18 protein-coding genes are annotated in these 18,964 nt (G+C 68.5%); 8 read left to right on the top strand and 10 right to left on the bottom strand.

Features of this window, described 5'->3' with window-relative positions; translation table 11 throughout:
* Positions 1–3 precede the first annotated feature (3 nt).
* From U9J41_RS17990 to U9J41_RS17975, 4 genes are all read right to left on the bottom strand, one after another.
* Positions 4–1,497, bottom strand: a complete 1,494-nt coding sequence (locus U9J41_RS17990) for a carotenoid oxygenase family protein (RefSeq protein ID WP_322403539.1) — start codon at positions 1,495–1,497, stop codon at positions 4–6.
* Between the two features lie 9 nt (positions 1,498–1,506).
* Positions 1,507–1,917, bottom strand: a complete 411-nt coding sequence (locus U9J41_RS17985; RefSeq protein ID WP_322403538.1) for a DUF2141 domain-containing protein — start codon at positions 1,915–1,917, stop codon at positions 1,507–1,509.
* 197 nt (positions 1,918–2,114) lie between these two features.
* The gene (locus U9J41_RS17980) at positions 2,115–2,300 is read right to left on the bottom strand and encodes a hypothetical protein (protein ID WP_322403537.1); all 186 of its coding nucleotides are present in this window, start codon (positions 2,298–2,300) and stop codon (positions 2,115–2,117) included.
* Positions 2,301–2,425: 125 nt separating this feature from the next.
* A complete protein-coding gene (locus U9J41_RS17975; RefSeq protein ID WP_322403536.1) occupies positions 2,426–3,091 on the bottom strand; it encodes a TetR/AcrR family transcriptional regulator in 666 nt (221 codons plus the stop codon).
* A gap of 112 nt (positions 3,092–3,203) precedes the next feature.
* Here U9J41_RS17975 and U9J41_RS17970 point away from each other — a divergent pair, with 112 nt between their 5' ends.
* The 7 genes from U9J41_RS17970 (at position 3,204) to U9J41_RS17940 (ending at position 12,372) form a co-directional block, all read left to right on the top strand.
* Complete coding sequence (locus U9J41_RS17970) at positions 3,204–4,361, top strand: HlyD family secretion protein (RefSeq protein WP_322403535.1); 1,158 nt, start codon at positions 3,204–3,206, stop codon at positions 4,359–4,361.
* 14 nt (positions 4,362–4,375) lie between these two features.
* Positions 4,376–5,986 (top strand): DHA2 family efflux MFS transporter permease subunit, encoded by a 1,611-nt coding sequence (locus U9J41_RS17965; protein WP_322403534.1) that lies wholly within the window; start codon positions 4,376–4,378, stop codon positions 5,984–5,986.
* A 24-nt stretch (positions 5,987–6,010) separates the two neighbouring features.
* The gene (locus U9J41_RS17960; RefSeq protein ID WP_322403533.1) at positions 6,011–7,495 is read left to right on the top strand and encodes an efflux transporter outer membrane subunit; all 1,485 of its coding nucleotides are present in this window, start codon (positions 6,011–6,013) and stop codon (positions 7,493–7,495) included.
* A gap of 197 nt (positions 7,496–7,692) precedes the next feature.
* Positions 7,693–9,420, top strand: coding sequence for a dipeptidyl-peptidase 3 family protein (locus U9J41_RS17955; protein ID WP_322403532.1), 1,728 nt, complete (start codon positions 7,693–7,695; stop codon positions 9,418–9,420).
* 118 nt (positions 9,421–9,538) lie between these two features.
* On the top strand, positions 9,539–10,237 hold the full coding sequence (locus U9J41_RS17950) for an NUDIX hydrolase (protein ID WP_322403531.1): 699 nt from the start codon (positions 9,539–9,541) through the stop codon (positions 10,235–10,237).
* Positions 10,238–10,328: 91 nt separating this feature from the next.
* Positions 10,329–11,405: a BON domain-containing protein gene (locus U9J41_RS17945; protein WP_322403530.1), complete on the top strand. Its 1,077-nt coding sequence runs from the start codon at positions 10,329–10,331 to the stop codon at positions 11,403–11,405.
* 130 nt (positions 11,406–11,535) lie between these two features.
* On the top strand, positions 11,536–12,372 hold the full coding sequence (locus tag U9J41_RS17940) for an HDOD domain-containing protein (protein WP_056447205.1): 837 nt from the start codon (positions 11,536–11,538) through the stop codon (positions 12,370–12,372).
* 6 nt (positions 12,373–12,378) lie between these two features.
* On the opposite strand, the gene U9J41_RS17935 is transcribed toward U9J41_RS17940, so the two are convergent.
* From U9J41_RS17935 to U9J41_RS17910, 6 genes are all read right to left on the bottom strand, one after another.
* Positions 12,379–13,194 carry a helix-turn-helix domain-containing protein gene (locus tag U9J41_RS17935; RefSeq protein ID WP_322403529.1) on the bottom strand — a complete coding sequence of 272 codons (816 nt, stop codon included), beginning with the start codon at positions 13,192–13,194 and terminating at the stop codon, positions 12,379–12,381.
* Positions 13,181–14,002, bottom strand: a complete 822-nt coding sequence (locus U9J41_RS17930) for a DUF4198 domain-containing protein (protein ID WP_322403528.1) — start codon at positions 14,000–14,002, stop codon at positions 13,181–13,183. The genes U9J41_RS17935 and U9J41_RS17930 overlap by 14 nt, the downstream gene beginning before the upstream one ends.
* Positions 13,999–15,195, bottom strand: a complete 1,197-nt coding sequence (locus tag U9J41_RS17925; RefSeq protein WP_322403527.1) for a DUF4331 family protein — start codon at positions 15,193–15,195, stop codon at positions 13,999–14,001. Before U9J41_RS17925 ends, U9J41_RS17930 begins: the two co-directional genes overlap by 4 nt.
* On the bottom strand, positions 15,192–15,956 hold the full coding sequence (locus U9J41_RS17920; RefSeq protein ID WP_322403526.1) for an isocitrate lyase/PEP mutase family protein: 765 nt from the start codon (positions 15,954–15,956) through the stop codon (positions 15,192–15,194). Before U9J41_RS17920 ends, U9J41_RS17925 begins: the two co-directional genes overlap by 4 nt.
* A gap of 100 nt (positions 15,957–16,056) precedes the next feature.
* Positions 16,057–16,830: a LytR/AlgR family response regulator transcription factor gene (locus U9J41_RS17915; protein WP_322403525.1), complete on the bottom strand. Its 774-nt coding sequence runs from the start codon at positions 16,828–16,830 to the stop codon at positions 16,057–16,059.
* Positions 16,827–17,897 (bottom strand): sensor histidine kinase, encoded by a 1,071-nt coding sequence (locus U9J41_RS17910; RefSeq protein ID WP_322403524.1) that lies wholly within the window; start codon positions 17,895–17,897, stop codon positions 16,827–16,829. The genes U9J41_RS17915 and U9J41_RS17910 overlap by 4 nt, the downstream gene beginning before the upstream one ends.
* A gap of 136 nt (positions 17,898–18,033) precedes the next feature.
* Here U9J41_RS17910 and U9J41_RS17905 point away from each other — a divergent pair, with 136 nt between their 5' ends.
* On the top strand, positions 18,034–18,885 hold the full coding sequence (locus tag U9J41_RS17905) for a DUF2306 domain-containing protein (RefSeq protein WP_322403523.1): 852 nt from the start codon (positions 18,034–18,036) through the stop codon (positions 18,883–18,885).
* Positions 18,886–18,964: the final 79 nt, after the last annotated feature.

Raw genomic sequence — 18,964 nt, 5'->3', positions numbered from 1 at the left:
GATTCAAGCAGCCAGGAAGTTACCATGGAAACAATGTGGTGTGCGATAGGGCAGCCGGGCCAGCGCCAGCGGACCGGCGTGCACGCGCGCCGCGTCGAACACGGTCAACACGCTCGTCGTCGTGTTGGTGTCCTGCGCGACGCCCACGAGCCAACCGTCCGTTTCGGCGCGCGCGCCCTTGCGCGGCACGAGCACGTGTTCCTCGGCGCGCCAGCCCGCGCCGAAGCGCCAGCTGTCCGCGCGGCCCCGGTCGACGTCGACGACGTTCACCGTGTCGAGCACGAGCGCCGCGTTGCGCGCATCGCTCGACAGGACGGCGAGGCGGCCGTGGCGGCGGCCGACGACGTGCGGTGTCACGCGCGGGAATTCCGCGCCGTCGAGCAGGCGCACCGTGTCGACCCTGCCGCTGGTGTGGTGGAGGCTGACGCGCACCGCGGCGTGGGCGGCGGGACGGTTCGGCTCGCGCACGCCTTCCATCAAGTGGCCCGCCGCGGCCAGGAAGTCGCCATCGTGCAGCACGAGGTCGACATGGGTGACCGCGCCGCCGGCCTCGTCCCAGGCATTCCCGAAGTGGAACACCATGCGCGGCGGCAGTTCGTAGACGCGGCGGATCGCCAGCGTATCCTTCGCCACGACGACGACGCGGGCGCCGCGCGTACGGCCGGCCCACACGTGGCGTTCGGCCAGGCTCAGGTTCTCGTCGGCGGCGATGTCGTACGGCGGCACGACGAAGATCAGGTGGCGCGCGCTGACGGCGAAGTCGTGCAGCAGCGCCAGCTTGGGCACGTCGATCGCGCCGGCCTGCAGCACTTGTCCGGCCGCGCCGATGCGGTACAGCGCCACCTTGTCGCCGCCGGGCAGGGCGCCGAAATTCCACAGCGTGCCGTCGGGCTCCACTTTCGGATGCGCCGAGAACGGCATCGCGCGCAGGTCGTCGCGCCACGTGTGGATGCCGATCGTGGCGAGCGTCGCCGGGTCGATCTCCGTCGCGGAACCGCCTTCCCACAGGGCGTACAGGCGGTCGTTGAACGGCAGCAGGTTCGTGTTCGCCGTGTTCAGGCTGTCGTTGTCGCGAAAGCCGCGCCGCGTGAAGTTCGTGCCGAAGGCCGGATACAGGAACTGGCCGGCGGCGGATTCGTCGAGGAATTTGCGCGTCTCGACGAAGCGGCCCTGATGCGACACCGTGCCGCTGCCGATGCGCCAGGCCTGGGCGAAGCCGTCGCCGTCGAACCAGTGCTGGTAGCGCTCGCCGCCCAGCTCGAAGCGGCCGGGACCGTTGCGGAAGAACGTGCCTTGCAGTCCGGCCGGCATCCGGCCTTCGACGACGGCGTCGCCCTGCTGGCTGCCTTCGACGTTCGCGTACACCACGAGGCCCGGATCGCGCGCGAGGGCGGCATGGAAGCGTTGATATGTCGTGCGGGCGTCGGCACGGGCGAGGCCGGACAGGCCGAGGGAGGCGAGGCCGGCGCCGGCCTGGAGGAATTGACGGCGTTGCATGGCGGCCTCTCAGCGCAGGGACACGGCGGTGTCGAGGCCGGCGGCCGGCACGGCCAGCTTGACGGCGTCGAAGGCGGGCGGGCCCATGTGGCCTTGCGCGTCGTTGCTGAAGGCGATCGGTTCCGTGGGGATGCCCATCAGGTTCGTGTCCAGGCGGCCGTTGTCGTTGGCGTCGTGGAAGACCGAGAAGCCATAGCTGCCCGGCGCGAGGTCGTGGAACACGAGCGTCGTGCCGGCCGTGTCGGCCTTGGCTGCCGTCACGTGGACCGGACGCTTGAGGAAGCTGCCGGCGTCGTCGTACAGGGCGACCATCACCTGGCCCGTGGCCGATTTGACGTTGCCGACGTGGATGACGAGGTCGGCCGCGTGGGCGGCGAGCGGGGCGGCGATGGCCAGGGCAAGGAGGGCGGTGCGGATCATGGTGGGCTCCAGTGTCGTTGTCTCGATGGACACACTGTAGCCAGGCGCATCATGCCTTTTGCGGCGATGCGATGAAACGCGGCCGGGCGGCGCGAAATGCGCCGGGGAAGCGCCAAAAGACATCAGCGCCAAAAGAAATCGGCAGGCAACGCCGCGTGGCGTTTGCCTGCCGATCGGGGAATGCGAAAGGTGCTGGATCAACCGTAAGCGGTCCAGCGCTGCGGAATCTCGATGCTGCCGGACTGGGCCGCGTCCGCGTACGCCCGCATTTCGGCGACGACGGCTTCGAGCTGTTCATTGCTCGGGTTGGCGAGGAACCCGTTCATGCGCTCGTGCAGCGCGGCCTGCTGGTCGCGCCATTCATATCGGGATGACTTGCTCATGCACCCTCCTTGCGGCGAACTGCCGTCTTGACATTGTTGTTTTTCATGACACCCTCCTTCAAAGAACTCAGGATGCCGTTTCCCACCGATCGGGTCGGTGCGATGACGCACATTGCCAAGGGGAATTAAGTCCGGGGAGGCAAGATGCTGTGGTAGAACAGCTCGAGCCGGCCTTCCAGGTCGCGCTCTGCCTTGTCCGGGTCGACCAGGCGGTGCGGGCGCATGAGGTTCATGATCATTTCGCCGGTGATGGTGGCCATCAGGTGGCAGGGCAGCAGGTCGAGCGGCACGTCGGGGCGCATCTGGGCGCGGATGTCGGGGCGCGCAAAAAAGCGCCCCAGCATCTCGCGCGTCTTGAGCGGGCCGCCGTTCCAGAACGCTTCGGCCAGTTCCGGGTTCTTGGGCGCCTCGGCCAGCACGATGCGCTGCAGGTCGATGGCTTCCTGCGACGTGATCAGGGCGTACATCTGGTGCGCGAAGTCGTCCACGATCTCGCGCAGCGGACGGGGATCCGTCTCCATCGGCTGGCTGCGGAAGAACCGGTGGCGCTTGGCGGCCAGCACGGCGGCCAGCAGGCCTTCCTTGCCGCCGAACTTCACGTAGATCGTGCGCACCGCCACGTGGGCCGCGCGGGCGATCGCTTCAAGGCTGGTCTTGGTGTAACCGTTCTCGAGAAACAGCGTAGCGGCGGTCTGCAGCAGTTCCTGCGTACGCGCCTCGACGTCGGCGGCCTTGGGCCGGCCCGCGGCCTTGCCGGAGCATTCGGCCGCGTCATGCATATGTTTGTCCATGGTTCACACTGTAGCCCGATATCAAATGAAATGCAACCGTTTCATTTCTTGACTTTGGCAAAAAGTTGTCCAATAATGCGATTGACCAATTTCATTTCTTTTCGGAGTTCACATGCCAGATACCCAAACCACGGTCGACCACAAGCCTGTCGCCGCCGTTCCGCCGGGCGCGCCGGCGGCCCAGGGTGCGCCCGCCAATGCCGCCAAAGGGCCTCCGAAGCGTGTGCTGATCGTGGTGGGCCTGATCGCCGCCGCCGCGCTGGTCGCCGGTGGCCGCATGTGGTACCGCAGCCATTACTTCGTCGAGACGGAAAATGCCTACGTCACGGGCCACGTGCACCCGGTGTCGTCGCGTATCCCGGGCGTCGTCACGAAGGTGATGTTCGACGATAACCAGATCGTCAAGGCCGGCGACGTGCTGGCCGAGCTGGACCCGGCCGACCAGGGCGTGAAGGTCGAGCAGATCCAGGCCCAGATCGCCAGCGTGCAGCAGCAGATCCTGCAGGCCGACGCCGCCGTCGAGCAGGCGAAGGCGCAGGCGTCCGCCGCCCAGGCGCAGGTCGTGCAGGCCCAGGCCAACCTCGTGCGCGCGAAGCAGGATGCCGACCGTTACGGCCAGCTGTACAACAGCACGATGAAGGCCGTCTCGAAGGCCGAGGTGGATGCCGCCACGGCCGCGCGTGCCGGCGCCGCGGCCGACGTCACGGCGCGGCGCGACAACGCCACTGCCGCCAGGGCCCAGATCGCCGCCGCCGGTTCGGCGCGCGACGTGCTCAAGGCCCAGGTCAAAGTGCTGCAGGCCCAGTTGAAGGATGCCCAGCAGCAGCTCGGCTACAACCGCATCGTGTCGCCGGTCTCGGGCCGCGTCGGCAAGCGCAGCGTGGAAGTCGGCGCGCGCGTGCAGCCGGGCCAGCAGCTGGCCGCCATCGTGCAGGACGACGTGTGGGTCGTCGCCAACTTCAAGGAAACGCAGCTGCCGGGCATCGTGCCGGGCCAGGAAGTCAAGGTCGAAGTCGACGCGCTGCCCAAGCACGAACTGGTCGGCCGGGTGGACAGCTTCTCGCCGGCCTCGGGCAACCAGTTCGCGCTGCTGCCGGCCGATAACGCGACCGGCAACTTCACCAAGATCGTCCAGCGCGTGCCGGTGAAGATCACGTTCGCGCCGGACGACCTGAAGAAATACGCCGGCCGCCTCGTGCCGGGCATGTCGACCGTCGTCGAGATCGACCTGCGCCAGAAGGCGCCGCAGCAGCAGGCCTCCGCTCAATAATCCGGGAACGCATCATGTCCACGACGATCACCAAACCGCTGGCGGCACACGCGCCGCCGGGCGCGCCGGCCAACGGCGCGCGCATCGACGCGCGCACCTGGATCGCGGTGCTGGCCGGCATGCTCGGCGCCTTCATGGCGGTGCTCGACATCCAGATCACCAACTCCTCGCTGCGCGACATCCTCGGCACCTTGTCGGCCACGCAGGAAGAGGGCTCGTGGATCTCGACCGCCTACCTGTGCGCCGAGATCGTGGTGATCCCGATGACGGCGCTGTTCGTGCGCGCGCTCGGCCAGCGCCGCTACCTGATGCTCACGACCGCGCTGTTCCTCGCCTTTTCGACGCTGTGCGGCACCGCGTGGAACCTGTCCAGCATGATCGTGTTCCGCATGCTGCAGGGCTTTACCGGCGGCGCGCTGATCCCGATGGCGATGACGCTCGTGATGACGCGCCTGCCCCCGGCCAAGCGCGCCGTCGGCATGGCCATGTTCGGCCTGACCGCCACGCTGGCGCCCGCGATGGGCCCGACGCTGGGCGGCTACCTGACGGAATTGTACGGCTGGCCGTCGATCTTCTACATCAACTGGGTGCCGGGCGTGCTGCTCATCGCCGGCATGTACTGGGGCATCGACCGCGAGCCCATGAACCTGCAGGCGCTGTACAAGGCCGACTGGCTCGGCATCGCCTTCATGGCACTGGGCCTCGCGAGCCTGACGATCTTCCTGGAAGAGGGCAATTCGAAGGACTGGTTCCAGTCCAGCTTCATCATCACCTTCGCGGCGCTGGCGATCATCGGCATCCTCGGCTGGGTCGTGACGAATTTCTGGCGCAGCGACCCGTTCGTCAACCTGGGCCTGTACGGCCAGCGCAACTTCCTCGTCGCGACGGGCTTGTCCGCCGTGATCGGCATGGGCCTGTACGGCTCGTCGTTCCTGCTGCCGCTGTTCCTGGGCCAGATCGCCGGTTATTCGCCGATGCAGATCGGTGAAGTGATCGCCTGGGTGGGCCTGCCGCAGCTGTTCGTGATGCCGTTCGTCGCGCGCCTGTCGCAGAAGATCGACAACCGTCTCCTGTGCTCGTTCGGCCTCGCGCTGTTCGGCGTCTCGTGCCTGATGAACGCCTACATGGACGCCAACACGGGCTACGACCAACTGATGCTGTCGCAGATCATCCGCGCGCTCGGACAGCCGTTCGTGATGCTGACCCTGTCGAACTTCGCCATGGCCGGCATCCAGCCGAAGGACATGACGTCCGCCTCGAGCCTGTTCAACATGACCCGCAACCTGGGCGGCTCGGTCGGCATCGCCCTGCTGGCGACGGCGCTCACGAACCGCGAGCACTTCCACTCGGAGCGCCTGGGCGAATCGGTGTCGCTGGTCGCTGCCGCGACGCAGAGCCGCCTGGACACGCTGACACAAGCCTTCATCGCCAAGGGCTTCGACCCGGCGACGGCCGCCCAGCAGGCCATCGGCGCCATCGACCGCATCGTGCGGCGCGAATCGTTCGTGATGGCCTACAACGATGGCTTCTTCCTCGTCGGCGCCATCCTGCTGGCGGCGATCATCCCGCTGTGGTTCTCGGACAAGATCAAGTCGCCCGGCGGCGGCGGTGGCGGTGGCCACTGAACCCAAGGATTAATGGATACCCGAATGAAAACTACTATGTTCAAACCTGTCGTTCACACCGCCGTCGCCGTTGCCGTCGCCGCGCTGCTCTCCGCCTGCGGCACCGTCGGCAAGGATTTCGTCGCGCCGCAAAGCGCGGCGGCGCCGGCCTGGCGCCACGCCGCGGCCGCGCCGCAAGGGCAGGCCGCGCAGCAGGCCGCGCGCCTGCCGGCCGAATGGTGGAGCGTGTTCGGCGACGCCACCCTGGCCCAGCTGGAACAGCGCGCCCTGCACGACAACCCGAACGTGCGCGCCGCCGCCGAGCGCCTCGTGCAGGCGCAGGCGCAACTGGGCGTGGTGCGCGCCAATCAGCTGCCGACCGTCGGCGTGAAGGCCGGCATCGCGAACACGCGGAGCTCGGCCGAAAGCGCGATGGGCGCGACGTTCGGCCACAAGTCGATCAAGGGCAACGATTTTTCCGTCGGCGCCAATTTCTCGTATGAGCTCGACCTGTGGGGCCGCGTGCGCCGCGCCGTGGAAAGCGCCGATGCCCAGGCGCTGGCCGCCCAGGACGACCGCGACGGCGTCATGCTGATGCTGTCGGGCCAGGTCGCGACGACGTACTGGCAGCTGCGCGGCCTCGATGCGGACATCGCCATCCTGAACAATGCGCTGGCCACGCGGCGCGAATCGCAGCAGCTGATCGAGGCGCGCTTCAACGCGGGCCTGTCGAACGAGCTGGACGTGTCGCGCACCCGCATCGAGCGCGCCAACGCCGAGGCCGACATCCAGGAAGCCCAGCGCCAGCGCAACACGCTGGAACACGCGCTGGCCGTGCTGGTGGGCGCGTCGCCGAGCCAGGCGATCCTGGCCCCGGCCGCCGGCGCCGCGCTGCCGCAGCCGCCCGCGATCCCCGTCGGTCTGCCGGCGAGCCTGCTGGGCCAGCGTCCCGACCTCGCGGCCAGCGTCGCTACGCTGAAGGCCTTCAACGCGCAGGTGGGCGTGGCCGAGGGCGCGTTCTATCCGAGCCTGTCGCTGACGGGCAATTTCGGCTATGCGTCGGAAAACCTGAGCAACCTCGCCAAGGGCAGCGCGCGCGAGTTCTCGATCGGCCCGCTGGCCCTGTCGCTGCCGGTGTTCGAGGGCGGCCGCAACCGCGCCAACCTGAACCTGGCCAAGGCGCGCTACGACGAAGCCGTCGCGAACCACGAGGCGCGCCTGCTGACGGCGCTGCGCGAAGTCGAGGATGCGCTGTCGGACGTGCAGCAGCGCCAGCAGCAGGGCGACGTGCAGGCGCAGGCCCAGCAGGCCGCCGCGCGCGCCGTGCAGGTGGCGCAGGCCAGGTACGACCGCGGCGTGTCGACCTACCTGGACGTCACCGACGCCCAGCGTTCCTCCCTGTCGGCCGACCGCGCCGCCGCGCAGATCCGCACGCAGCGGCTGCTGGCCGCGGTGTCCGTGGCGCGCGCGCTGGGTGGCGGCTGGCAGCAGGCGGCGCCGGAAGCGACGGTGGCGCAGGCGTCGCGCTGAGTGCCCGCGTAAAACTTGGGTTCCCGCCTGCGCGGGAACGACGAGTTCATAAGCTGCCGATGAACCGTCATCCCGCGCAGGTAACCGTCACCCCGTGCAGATAACCGTCGCCCCCGCGCAGGCGGGGGCCCAAGTTCTTCTGCATGACCTTGAACAGGATTACAATCGCAAGATTGCAAACCTCACAAGGGACCCCAATGAAGCAACTCCTCGCCCCCCTGGCACTGGCCGCAGCGACCCTGTGCACCAACGTCCACGCCTTTGACACCGCGGCGGCCCCCGCCACCGTCACGCAGCTCCAGTCGATGGCCAGGCGCTTCGCCCCCGTCGACCTGACGGCCGATACGGCCAGGCTGTCGGCGGGCGACCGCGTCGCCATCGCCAAGCTGATCGAAGCGGCGAAGATCGTCGACATCCTGCAACTGCGCCAGCGCTGGTCCGGCAACGAGGCGCTGTGGGCCGCGCTGCAAAAGGATACGACGCCGCTGGGCAAGGCACGCCGCGATTACTTTTGGCTGAACAAGGGACCGTGGTCGATCATCGACGGCAACCAGTCCTTCATGCCCGCGGAGTACGCCGGCATCCAGATCCCGGCCGAGAAGCCGCCCGGTGCGAATTTCTACCCGGAAGGCGCGACCAAGCAGGCGCTGGAGACGTGGATGAACGGCCTGCCGCCGGCCGAGAAGGAGCAGGCGCAGTGGTTCTTCACGGTGATCCGCAAGGACAAGGCCGGCAAATTCACTGTCGTGAAATACTCGGACGAATACCGTACCGAGCTGCAAAAACTGGCCAGGCTGCTGAAGGACGCGGCGAACGCCACCGACAACGCGTCGCTGAAAAAATTCCTGAACCTGCGCGCCGACGCGTTCCTCTCGAACGACTACCTCGCCTCCGATTTCGCGTGGATGGACCTGGATTCCCCGGTCGACGTCACGATCGGCCCGTACGAGACGTATAACGACGAGCTGTTCGGCTACAAGGCCGCGTTCGAAGCGTACGTGAACGTGCGCGACCAGAAGGAGACGGACAAGCTGAATTTCTTCGGCAAGCACATGCAGGAGCTGGAAAACAACCTGCCGCTCGATCCGAAATACCGTAATCCGAAGGTCGGGGCGCTCGCGCCGATGGTCGTCGTGAACCAGGTGTACGGCGCCGGCGACGGCAACATGGGCGTGCAGACGGCCGCGTACAACCTGCCGAACGACGAGCGCATCATCCGCCAGCGCGGCTCCAAGCGCATCATGCTCAAGAACGTCCAGGAAGCCAAGTTCGAGGCGACCCTGACGCCGATCTCGAAGCTCGTGCTGCGCCCGGCCGACCAGAAGGACCTCGATTTCGATTCGTTCTTCACGCACATCCTCGCGCACGAGATCATGCACGGCCTGGGCCCGCACGCGACGATGCAGAACGGCCAGCCGTCCACGCCCCGCCAGGACCTGAAGGATACGTACTCGACCATCGAGGAAGCGAAGGCCGACGTCACCGGCCTGTGGGCGCTCGCATACATGATGGGCAAGGGGCAACTGAAGGATTCGCTGGGGCAGGGCGCGGCGGCCGAGCGCAAGCTGTACAACACCTACCTCGCGTCGGCCTTCCGCACCCTGCACTTCGGCCTGACCGATTCGCACGCGCGCGGCATGGCCATCCAGGTCAACTACCTGCTCGACAAGGGCGGCTTCGTGTCGCACGGCGACGGCACGTTCTCGGTCGACTTTGCCAAGATCAAGGGCGCCGTGGCCGACCTCGACCGCGAATTCCTGACGATCGAAGCGCTGGGCGACTACACCCGCGCGCAAGACCTCATGAAGCGCTACGTCGTCATCCGCCAGGACGTGCAGAAGGGCCTGGACAAGATGAAGGCCGTGCCGAACGACATCCGGCCGGCGTTCGTGACGGCGGCCAAGCTGGTGCCGGCGCACCGCTGAGCGGCGTTTCCGACAACATTACGCTTTTGGACAGGCGCGAAAATATTGCTGAGGACGAGGGTTGAACGGGGACTAGAATTGCCGTTAGGCATTTCATATATCCATCGGGAAGCCCTCCATGTCCAAAGTCTTTTTCGCCGCCGCCGTCTTGGGCCTGGCTGCCCAGGCCGTCCCCGCATGCGCCGCCGACCTCACGCCGCTGGAGCAGCGCTGGCTCGGCGCCGCGTTACCCGTCCTCGACTACGCGCGCGGCCTGAAGCTGCCCATCGACATCGTCGTGCAGCCCCAGGCCGGCCCCAACGACGTGCCGATGGCCATGGGCTTCGCCGGCGGCCGCTGCAAGCTCGTGATGTCGCTGCGCGGCAATCCCGATGCGGAGCGCCAGCTGGAGGGCGTGCCGGCCGCCGAGCAGGGTGAATTGATCGAGGCGATGGCCGCCCACGAGATCGGCCATTGCTGGCGCTATGCGCAGGGTGCCTGGCATGCGCTGCCGGCCGGCTTCGTGGAGACGGGCGAGGAGACCGCCGCCGATCCATCGCTGCTGGCGGCGTCGAAGGCGATGCGCGAGACCCGCCGCGAGGAAGGCTATGCCGACCTCGTCGCGCTGGCCTGGACCCACGACCGCCACCCCAGCGACTACGGCCGCATCTACGCCTGGCTGGAACGGCTCAGGCAGGACCAGCCGGTGGCGCACAACGGCCACGATACCCGGGCTTGGGTGCGCCTGGCCCGCGACGGCGCCCGTTTCGGCGCCGCCGGCAAGCCGTTCGAGGACGTGGCGCCGTTGTGGCGCGAAGGCCTGCTGAGCGACGATTGATTGTCCAACAAGTGTACGGTGCCGCACAGAGGTCTTGTCCGTCAGGGCGTTAAATCTGGCTGTCACAACAAACAACACAAGGGACAAGACCATGAAAACGCTGATTGCGACCTTGCTCGCGACGGCCGCAGGCGCGAGCTTTGCCGCGGCGCCGACCGCGGCACTGAACCACGACCCGGCCACCTACCGTAATCTCACGCACAAGGCGGAGTCGGAATACCGGGCGGCGGCAGCGAAATGCGATCCGAAAAGCGGCAACGACAAGGACGTCTGCATGGCCGAGGCCCGGCTGATGCGTACCCGCACCGAAGCCGATGCGCTGGCCAAGTACAACAACACGGCCACCGGCCATGCCCGGGCGCGCACCAGCGTCGCGGACGCCGAATACGACCTCGCCAAGGCCCGCTGCGACGCCAGAAGCGGCGCCGACAAGGACAGCTGCATGGACAACGCCAAGTCCGTGCACACGGCGGCGCTGGCCGACGCCAAGGCCGAGCGCACCGAGCGGTCGACGGCCACCGGTTCGAGCGGCAGTGGCGGCGCCAGCGGCAGCACGGCGTCCGGCGGCCTCGTGACCGGCACCGATACGCGCGACCCGGCCAAGGCCGCCGCCGTCGACAAGTGCGCGCAGATGGGCGCCAACGCGAAGACCGGTTGCCTGGTCGAAACGAAGCCGTCGGCCGTGCGCGAGAACGCCGCCGACGCCGCCAACCGCACGGCGAACGCGACCGAAAACGTGGCATCAAAGACGCGCGACACTGCCGCGACCGCCGCCGACAAAACGAAGGCCGCGGCCGCGACAGTTGTTGAGAAGACGAAAGAAGTGGCCCACGCCGCCGTCGAGAAGACGAAGCACGCCGGCTCGACCCTTGCCCGGAAGACCGACAACGCGATGGACCGCACCGCCGACGAGACGGCCGACAAGACCCGCGACGCCAGCGGCAAGACGCGCCTGGCCGCCGCCGACACCGCCATCACCACCAAGGTGAAGGCCGGCCTCGTCAAGGAGCCGAACCTGGATTCGCTGGGCATCCACGTCGAGACGGACAAGGGCGTCGTGATGCTCAGCGGCTTCGTGAATTCGAAGGACGAGGCCGACAAGGCCGTGCAGGTCGCGAAGGGCGTCGACGGCGTGACCAGCGTCAAGAGCGCCATCAAGGTCAAATAAACGATCCGCCTCAAGCTCATCCACGGCCGGCGTTTGTAGCCGGCCGTCTTTTTTGCTGAACTACCACAAGTTGTTGCGCCCCCGCCGCGAATTATTTTTGCGGTAGATAGGGCACGGTATAATCGCGGCCGTGAACAGACTCGAAGCCTTCGGAACCATCGCCGCCCAAGCGGCGCGCGGTGAGATTTCCTTTCCCACCAGCGTGAACGCCGTGCTGCGCCTGCAGCACGCGCTGAACGATCCCGATTGCCACCTGGAGGATGCGATCCGCCTCGTGCTGGGCGAGCCGCAACTGGCGGCACGCACGGTGGCGCTGGCCAATTCCTCGACGTTCAACACGGGCGGCAGTCCGATCACCAACGTGCGCTCGGCCGTGACGCGGGTCGGCTACCGCAACCTGCAGATGCTCGTCGCGAGTCTCGTCGTGCGCCAGTTCGGCGCCCGCATCGAGGACCCGGACCTGCGCGCCAAGGCCGAGCAGCTGTGGGAACACACGGTGCAGGTGGCCGCGCTGGCCCATGTATTCGCGCGCCGCGTCACGTTCGTCAATCCCGACACGGCCATGTTCGCCGGCATCGTCCACGAGGTCGGCGGCTTCTACCTGCTGTCGCGCGCCGACGGTTTTCCGGGCCTGCTGGACGACGACCCGGAAAAATGGGCCGAGCTGTGCGAGGACGTCGTCACGCGCGAGGTGGCGCGCAAGCTGGCGCTGCCCGAGCCCGTCGCCGACGCGATTTTCGAGCTGCGCGGCGCCTGGCTGCACATGCCGCCCGCCACCCTGCTCGACACCCTGCTGCTGGCCAACCTGTACGCCAGCGTGCCGTCGCCGCTCGGCACGGCGCGCGCGCCGCTGCCCGAACACAGCGAGAGCGCGCTCGACTACCTGCTCGACGAGGACAGCCTCAATCGCATGATCGACGAGGCGGCCGAGATCAGCGCGTCGATGGGCGGCGCGCTGCTCGTCTGACGGCGCTCAGCCGTTTGTTTCGCGGGCGGCGCGGCAGAACTGCGCCGTCGCCTCGTCCATCGGAAAGCACGACTCGATGTGCAGCTCGTCGATGGTGATGTCGCGCGGCGTGCCGAACGTCGTGATCGTCGAAAAGAAGCTCAATGCCACGCCGCGGTGCCGGAACTCCGTCGTCAGCAGCGGCGCGGGCGGCCGGTCCAGGTCGCGCAGCCGCCAGCGCGACGGCACGTCGGGATACGCCAGGACTTCGTCGAGCAGCGTGCGCGCCTTCAGGTCCGTCGGCGAACCGGCGATCAGCGCGTGCAGGTGGCCGATCAGCGTGCTCCCCACATCGTCCCAGTTCGTCATGCGGCCGCGCAGGTCGTCCGGGTCGAACACCGTGCGCAGCATGTTCGCATGCCTGGGAGGCCGTCCGTCGAGCAGGAAGCCGTTGATGCGCTGCGCCGCCTGGTTCGTCGCGAGGATGTCCCAGTGCCGGTTCATGAGGAAGGCCGGATAGGGCTCCTGCTGCTCGAGGATGAAGGCGATCGCCTTGTTGATCCGGCCCATGGCCGGCGTATCGAGGCCGCTCTCGGGATAGCCCGGCGCATAGCCGCCCGCGCGCAGCAGCGCGTTGCGTTCGCGCAGCGGCATGTCCAGCACGTCGGCGAGGCGCATCAGCAGCGGCCTGCTGGGCTGCGCCTTGCCCGTCTCGATGCAACTGAGGTGGCGCGCGGAGATGTTCGCGTCCAGCGCCAGGTCGAGCTGGCTGAGGCGGCGCGCGGCGCGCCATTCGCGCAAGAGCAGGCCGACGGGGACGGGAGCGAGATCAAGAGGAGTCATGGCCGGATGATAACCCGGCAGGCGGCACGCCGAAACTCAGGCTCGAAAAGATGGTGTCGAAGTCGATGCCTTCGGCGCCGGACAGGGGCGTGGTCCAGATCACGTTCAGGAGCCAGTTGCCCGGCGGCGGACGGCGCAGGCGCACCAGCCCGTCGCGGTCCGTGACTTGCGCGGCGGCCGGCCTGGCATCGTGGTCGAGATCCGTGAGCTTCACCAGCGCGCCCGCCAGCGGGCGGCCCTCGAAGACGACCTGCGCCGCCAGCGTGTCGCCGCCGTCCGGGTCGGACGGCGGCGCGACCAGCACGATTTCCAGCGGCAGGCCGACCCGCTTCGTCGCCAGGTCCTGGCTGCCTTCGCCGGGCGCGCCCGCCTGCACGAGGGCTTTCGCCACGCGGCGGTAACGCTCGATGGCGTCCCGTCCCGTCGTGCCCTGTCGTTCGCGCGCGGCCGCCGCGGGCCATAAACCTTCTTCCTTCACGTAGGCGTTGAAGCGGTCGGCGGGCAGATGGCTTTGCGCGTTCGCGTCCGTTTCCAGCACCAGCAGATGCAGTCCGGCTTCCGTGGGGGCGAGCTTGCCGTCGCCGCGCAGGTCGATGACCTCGCCTCCCGGCGTCCACGCCGCGAAACGCAGGATGCGGCGCGACGGGATCGGCGAGGTCCGGCGCGCGTCGCCGTGGCCGACCTGCATGCTCAGTCCCGTGCTGGCGCCGACCGAGACGACGAAGCGGTCGGGATTCACCCAGAAGTCGTGCGCGCCGGCCGCGAGGGGCAGGCACAGGGCGGCCGCCGCCAGCAGGCGCGCGATCATCGGTAGGCCGCCTTCGCATCGTTGGGTGCGGCCAGGAATGGAAACACCGCATCCGAATGCGTCTGGTCGTCCGCGCGCACGCCGTCCGTGATCGCATCGTTCGTCCCGCTGGCGAGCAGCGAGCGGTAGACGTTCACGGCATCGTAATGCAGGGTGCGGCCGCCGCAGTCCTTGCGCCGGCGGTCGCCATCCGGCAGCGCCGCCAGCTCCACGGCGAACAGCTGCGTGCACGTGGCCGAGGTACTGTCGACCCACAGCCGGTCGTCGGCCAGCAGCTTCGCCAGCGGCGTGTAGCGCGCCGCCGGCGGCGCCGCACGATCGATCATGAGCTGGTTGCCGCAATGGCCGTCGTAGCCGTCGTACAGCGCGAGCGACTTCGCGATGACGGGCACGAACGCGTCCGCCGTGTCGGGCGTCGCCGCGTTGTAGGCGAGCTTGTACGCATCGGCTTCCTCGTCGCTGCCCAGGTGGGCCAGCAGGCCGTTGCCCGTCAGCGGGCGGCCCATGCGGTCGATGCGCACGTCGTCGACCGTCGTGTCGGCCCACACGGCCAGCACCGGGCCGCCGCGGTTGACGAGCGACAGGTCCACGGACAGCACGATCGCAGCCGGCGTCCAGCCGGCGAGGAAGTTGCGGGCCGGGCCGCCGTCCGTGTGGCGCCAGCGGTCGAGGATGGCGGCGGTCTGCGCGGGCGTCCAGGCGGGGCAACCCGCGGCGTCGCGCGGGACGCCCTGTTTGAGCGTGGCCGTCGCCAGGTCGAACGCGTCGCGCGAACCCTTCACGTTGTTGAAGAACGGGTCGTCGCGCAGGCCCGCGAAGAGCCGGCTGCGGCCGCTCGCGCTGAGCAATCCCGCCGGCCGGCTTGGGTCGCCCTGGATCGCTTCGTCGCGCCCGATCAGGCAGTCCGCCTGCGTCATCGACGCGAAGCGGCAGACGATGTCGGTGCGCGCCGTCGTGTCGGGAAAGCGCGGGCCGCTGTCGATGTGGAACGCGTATTCCGCATCCTTGTCGAAGACGTGGCCGACGATGGTCATCGCCAGGTTGAGCCGGCCGCCGTCGGCCGAGGTCCACGCGTAGATGTCGCCGATGTCCACGCGCGGATCGGCGATGACCTTCGGTGAGTCGAGGTGGTCGGATGCCAGCGCGGCCGTGCTCAAGCACAGCGCCGCGAGCGCGAGCCGGACGCGCATCATGCCGCGGCCCCGCGCGCCGCGTCTTCGAGCGCACGCATCGCCAGCAGGTACGGGCCGGGACCGTGGCTCAGGCGCGCGACGCCGAGGGCGCGCAAGGTCGCCAGCGGCGGCGTGCCGGCGGCGGCCATCAGGTTGACGGGCAACGGTGACGCGCGCACGAGCCGTTCGATCAGCGCGGCATCGACGAGGCCGGGCACGAACAGGCCGTCGGCACCGTGCGCGGCGTACAGGCGGGCGCGCTCCAGCATGGCGTCGAGCAGCACATCGTCGTGCGCGTCCGCCGCGGCGAGCAGGAAGCCGTCGGTGCGGGCGTTGATGAAGAGCGGGACGTCGAGCCGGTTGGCCGCCTCGCGCGCCGCCTGCAGGCGCGGCGCCTGCTCGGCGGCGGGGCGCAGGCCGCCGGCGTCGATGCCGTCTTCCAGGTTGCACCCGACGGCGCCGGCGCGGATGGCTTGCGTGACGGTGGCGGCGACGTCGGCCGGCGTCTCGCCGTAGCCGCGTTCCAGGTCGGCCGTCACGGGCAGCGCGACCGCGCGCGCGATGCGGCCGATGTTGGCGATGGCCAGGTCGCGCGGCAGGTGTTCGCCGTCGGCGTAGCCGTTGGCGGCGGCGACGGCCCAGCTGGCGGTGGCGACGGCCCGCGCGCCGGCGGCGGCGATCGCCCTGGCGCTGCCGGCATCCCAGCAGTTGAACAGGACCAGCGGCGCTCCCGGCGCGTGCAGCGCGCGCAAGGCGTGGGCTTTGAGGACTTGGTCGGACATGATGGACTCCCGTGTTGGTGGAGGCCACAGTGTCGCGGTTTGGCGGGGCGGGTTCAATTACCCGCGAGGTCATGGAAAATTGACCTCCGAGGTCATGGACCTACATCTGCCGGAAGTGGTACAGGTAATTCCGGCTGACCGGCAGCACCTCGTCATGGCCGCGGATATGCAGGTCCGCCGTCTCGTTCATGCCCCTGACGACTTCGCTCACGCATCCGAGGTTGACGATGACGGAGCGGTGCGTCTGGACGAAGCGCTCGGGGTCGAGCTGCTCCGCCAGTTCGCGGATGCCCTTGCGGATCAATGCTTCGCCTTCGTCCCACACGACGCGGGTGTACTTGTCGTCGGCGCGCAGGAAGCGCACCTGGTCGACGGGGATCAGGCGCAGGCTGGTGCCGACCGACGCCTTGATCCACTGGAGCCACGGCGACGCCGGCTTGCCGCGTCGTTCCAGCCGGGCCGCGAGCTGGTCGAGCATGGCGTCCAGCGCGGCATGCGCCGGCGGCGGCAGGGCCAGCTGGCGCTGCAGGCGTTCCACGGTGTCGGCCAGGCGCATCTCGTCGATCGGCTTGACGATGTAATCGATGGCGCCCTGCTGGAACGCCTGCACGGCGTATTGCTCGTAGGCGGTCACGAATACGACGTGGGCCCGGCGTGCCAGCTGGCGCGCGGTGTCGATGCCGTTCTGCCCTGGCATGTGGATGTCCAGGAACACGATATCCGGCTGGTGCAGGGCGAACAGCTCGAGCGCCTCGGGACCGTTGCGCGCATCGTCCACCAGCCGCAGTCCGGGCCACAGGGCCGCCAGGTGGGTGCGCAGGCGTTCGCGCAGCAGCGGTTCGTCGTCGGCGATGAGTGCGGTGCACGGCTTCATGGCTTGTCTCCAGGGTGGAAATGCAGTTCGACGCGCATGCCGTGCGGGACCACCTCGTGCAGGTCGACACGCGCGCCGTCGCCGTAGAAGGCGTGCAGGCGGGTGCGCAGGTTCGACAGGCCGGTGCCGGGCTGCGCCGTTTCCGACATGCCCTTGCCGGTGTCGTCGACCCACAGGACCATCGCGCCCGTCGTGTCGTCGCAGCGGCCGCCCACGTCGATGCGGCCGCCGTCGATGTTGGGATCGATGCCATGCCGGATCGCGTTCTCGACCAGCGTGAGCAGCGCCATCGCGGGGAAGCGCAGGGCGCGCGCCTGCGCCGGCGCCGCCACCGTGAACTGGAGGCGGTCGGGCATGCGCAGCTGCATCAGCTCCAGGTAGGAGCGGACCAGTTGCAGTTCCGTCTCCAGGGTGGCGTCGGCATCGTTCAGGCGCGGCATCGCGGCCCGCAGGTAGGCGATGAGGTGGCGCAGCACCGGACCCGCGTTGGGGGAGCCGGAGGCCACGAGGGCTTCGACGTTGGACAGCGTATTGAACAGGAAATGCGGCTCGATCTGCGCGTGCAGCATGCGCAGGCGCGCGTCCAGCAGTTCGCGCTCGAGCCGGTTCTTTTCCAGTTCGACCCCGAGCCGGTCGGCCCGTTCGCGCTCCCTGCGTTCGTTGCGCATCGCGACCAGGGAAAACAGCACGCCGAAAAAGATCGCCAGGAACACCATCAGGAAGTGTCCGACCAGCGTCTGGGTGTCGCCGAGATAGGCGATGAAATGGCTCCGCTGCGTCACCAGGGCAGTGACGAGGGCGGCGACGGGCGCCGTCAGCACGACCGCCGCCAGGCGCGCGGGCCCCAGCCCCATCCAGCGTGGACGCAGTGCGCCGGCAACCGAGTAGGCCATCAGCAGCGCCGCGCCGATGAAGCCGATGCGGCCGAAGACGCCGAGATAGGACGTGCCGCTCAGCACATGCAACAGCCACGACAGCGACAACGTGAAGACGGCGACCACGGCGGCCTGCCGGGCGGTCGGCAGCGGGATGCTGGCGGGGCGGGGAGAAGGTGTCGTCGGGGACATCGAACCACGATACCTGCAACGCGACCGTCGTTCAAGTCCCGGAAACCGCCGCCTGTCGCATGGTTCGCGCAACCGTCTTGTGCCCGGGCGCGGGGCGATGGCCAACTGCCGTATCGATCATCCGAGGAGAACGACAATGGCATCGGGTAATGCAATCACCGCTTCCTGGCGCGCCGGCAGCGCGCACGGCCAGGCGGCACGGGCGCTGGCGTGGGCGGCAACGCTGTGGTTCGTGGTGACGGTGGCCGGACAACTCGTGTTCGCGGCCTATGTCGTGCTGCTGTATGGCGGGGCGGCCCTCCGGGGGAACTTCGGGCAATGGAATGCGGTGATGACGCATGGCCACGTGGCCGGCGACGGCGCGGGGAACGCCGCCACCGGCATCCACCTGCTGATGGCCGCCACGATCATGCTGAGCGGGGCACTGCAACTGGTTCCCCGGCTGCGCGCGCTGGCGCCCGTGTTCCACCGCTGGAACGGCAGGCTCTATCTCGCCGCCGCCGTCGGCGCGAGCGTCACCGGCATCTATATGATCTGGTGGCGCGGGGCGGTCGGCGACCTCGTCCAGCACATCGGCACGAGCGTCAACGGCATACTCGTGCTGGTGTTCGCGGGGATGGCGCTGCGGCGCATCCTCGTGCGCGACGTCGCCGCGCACCGCCGCTGGGCAATGCGCCTGTTCCTCGCCGTCAGCGGCGTGTGGTTCTTCCGCGTCGGCCTGATGTTCTGGCTGGCGGTGAACGGCGGTCCCGCGGGGTTCGACCCCGGCACGTTCCGGGGACCGTTCCTGAGCTTCCTGGCGTTTGCGCAATATCTGCTGCCGCTCGCCGTCCTGGAAATCTATCTCGTCTGCCGCGTCCGCGGGGGCGCCGGCGCGCAATGGCTCATGGCGTGCGTCCTGTCCGGGCTGACGCTTGCGCTGGGCGTGGGCATCGCCGTGGCGACGGTGGGCATGTGGCTGCCGCACATGCTCATGGCATGGAGATAACAGTTATTTCTAAAAAGAATTAGAACGATACTGGAAATGATGGTACTGTGTAGTACCAAAAATTTCTATTGAGAAATAT

Source organism: Massilia luteola, assembly GCF_034420155.1.
Taxonomy (GTDB): Bacteria; Pseudomonadota; Gammaproteobacteria; order Burkholderiales; family Burkholderiaceae_D; genus Telluria; species Telluria luteola.
The sequence above is the reverse complement of the archived record's forward strand: the minus strand, read 5'-3'. Positions and strand labels throughout refer to the sequence as shown.

Coding starts and splice junctions, on each gene's coding strand:
- U9J41_RS17990 (WP_322403539.1), bottom strand. CDS start 1,497: ATGCAACGCCGTCAATTCCTCCAGGCCGGCGCCGGCCTCGCCTCCCTC.
- U9J41_RS17985 (WP_322403538.1), bottom strand. CDS start 1,917: ATGATCCGCACCGCCCTCCTTGCCCTGGCCATCGCCGCCCCGCTCGCC.
- U9J41_RS17980 (WP_322403537.1), bottom strand. CDS start 2,300: ATGAGCAAGTCATCCCGATATGAATGGCGCGACCAGCAGGCCGCGCTG.
- U9J41_RS17975 (WP_322403536.1), bottom strand. CDS start 3,091: ATGGACAAACATATGCATGACGCGGCCGAATGCTCCGGCAAGGCCGCG.
- U9J41_RS17970 (WP_322403535.1), top strand. CDS start 3,204: ATGCCAGATACCCAAACCACGGTCGACCACAAGCCTGTCGCCGCCGTT.
- U9J41_RS17965 (WP_322403534.1), top strand. CDS start 4,376: ATGTCCACGACGATCACCAAACCGCTGGCGGCACACGCGCCGCCGGGC.
- U9J41_RS17960 (WP_322403533.1), top strand. CDS start 6,011: ATGAAAACTACTATGTTCAAACCTGTCGTTCACACCGCCGTCGCCGTT.
- U9J41_RS17955 (WP_322403532.1), top strand. CDS start 7,693: ATGAAGCAACTCCTCGCCCCCCTGGCACTGGCCGCAGCGACCCTGTGC.
- U9J41_RS17950 (WP_322403531.1), top strand. CDS start 9,539: ATGTCCAAAGTCTTTTTCGCCGCCGCCGTCTTGGGCCTGGCTGCCCAG.
- U9J41_RS17945 (WP_322403530.1), top strand. CDS start 10,329: ATGAAAACGCTGATTGCGACCTTGCTCGCGACGGCCGCAGGCGCGAGC.
- U9J41_RS17935 (WP_322403529.1), bottom strand. CDS start 13,194: ATGACTCCTCTTGATCTCGCTCCCGTCCCCGTCGGCCTGCTCTTGCGC.
- U9J41_RS17930 (WP_322403528.1), bottom strand. CDS start 14,002: ATGATCGCGCGCCTGCTGGCGGCGGCCGCCCTGTGCCTGCCCCTCGCG.
- U9J41_RS17925 (WP_322403527.1), bottom strand. CDS start 15,195: ATGATGCGCGTCCGGCTCGCGCTCGCGGCGCTGTGCTTGAGCACGGCC.
- U9J41_RS17920 (WP_322403526.1), bottom strand. CDS start 15,956: ATGTCCGACCAAGTCCTCAAAGCCCACGCCTTGCGCGCGCTGCACGCG.
- U9J41_RS17915 (WP_322403525.1), bottom strand. CDS start 16,830: ATGAAGCCGTGCACCGCACTCATCGCCGACGACGAACCGCTGCTGCGC.
- U9J41_RS17910 (WP_322403524.1), bottom strand. CDS start 17,897: ATGTCCCCGACGACACCTTCTCCCCGCCCCGCCAGCATCCCGCTGCCG.
- U9J41_RS17905 (WP_322403523.1), top strand. CDS start 18,034: ATGGCATCGGGTAATGCAATCACCGCTTCCTGGCGCGCCGGCAGCGCG.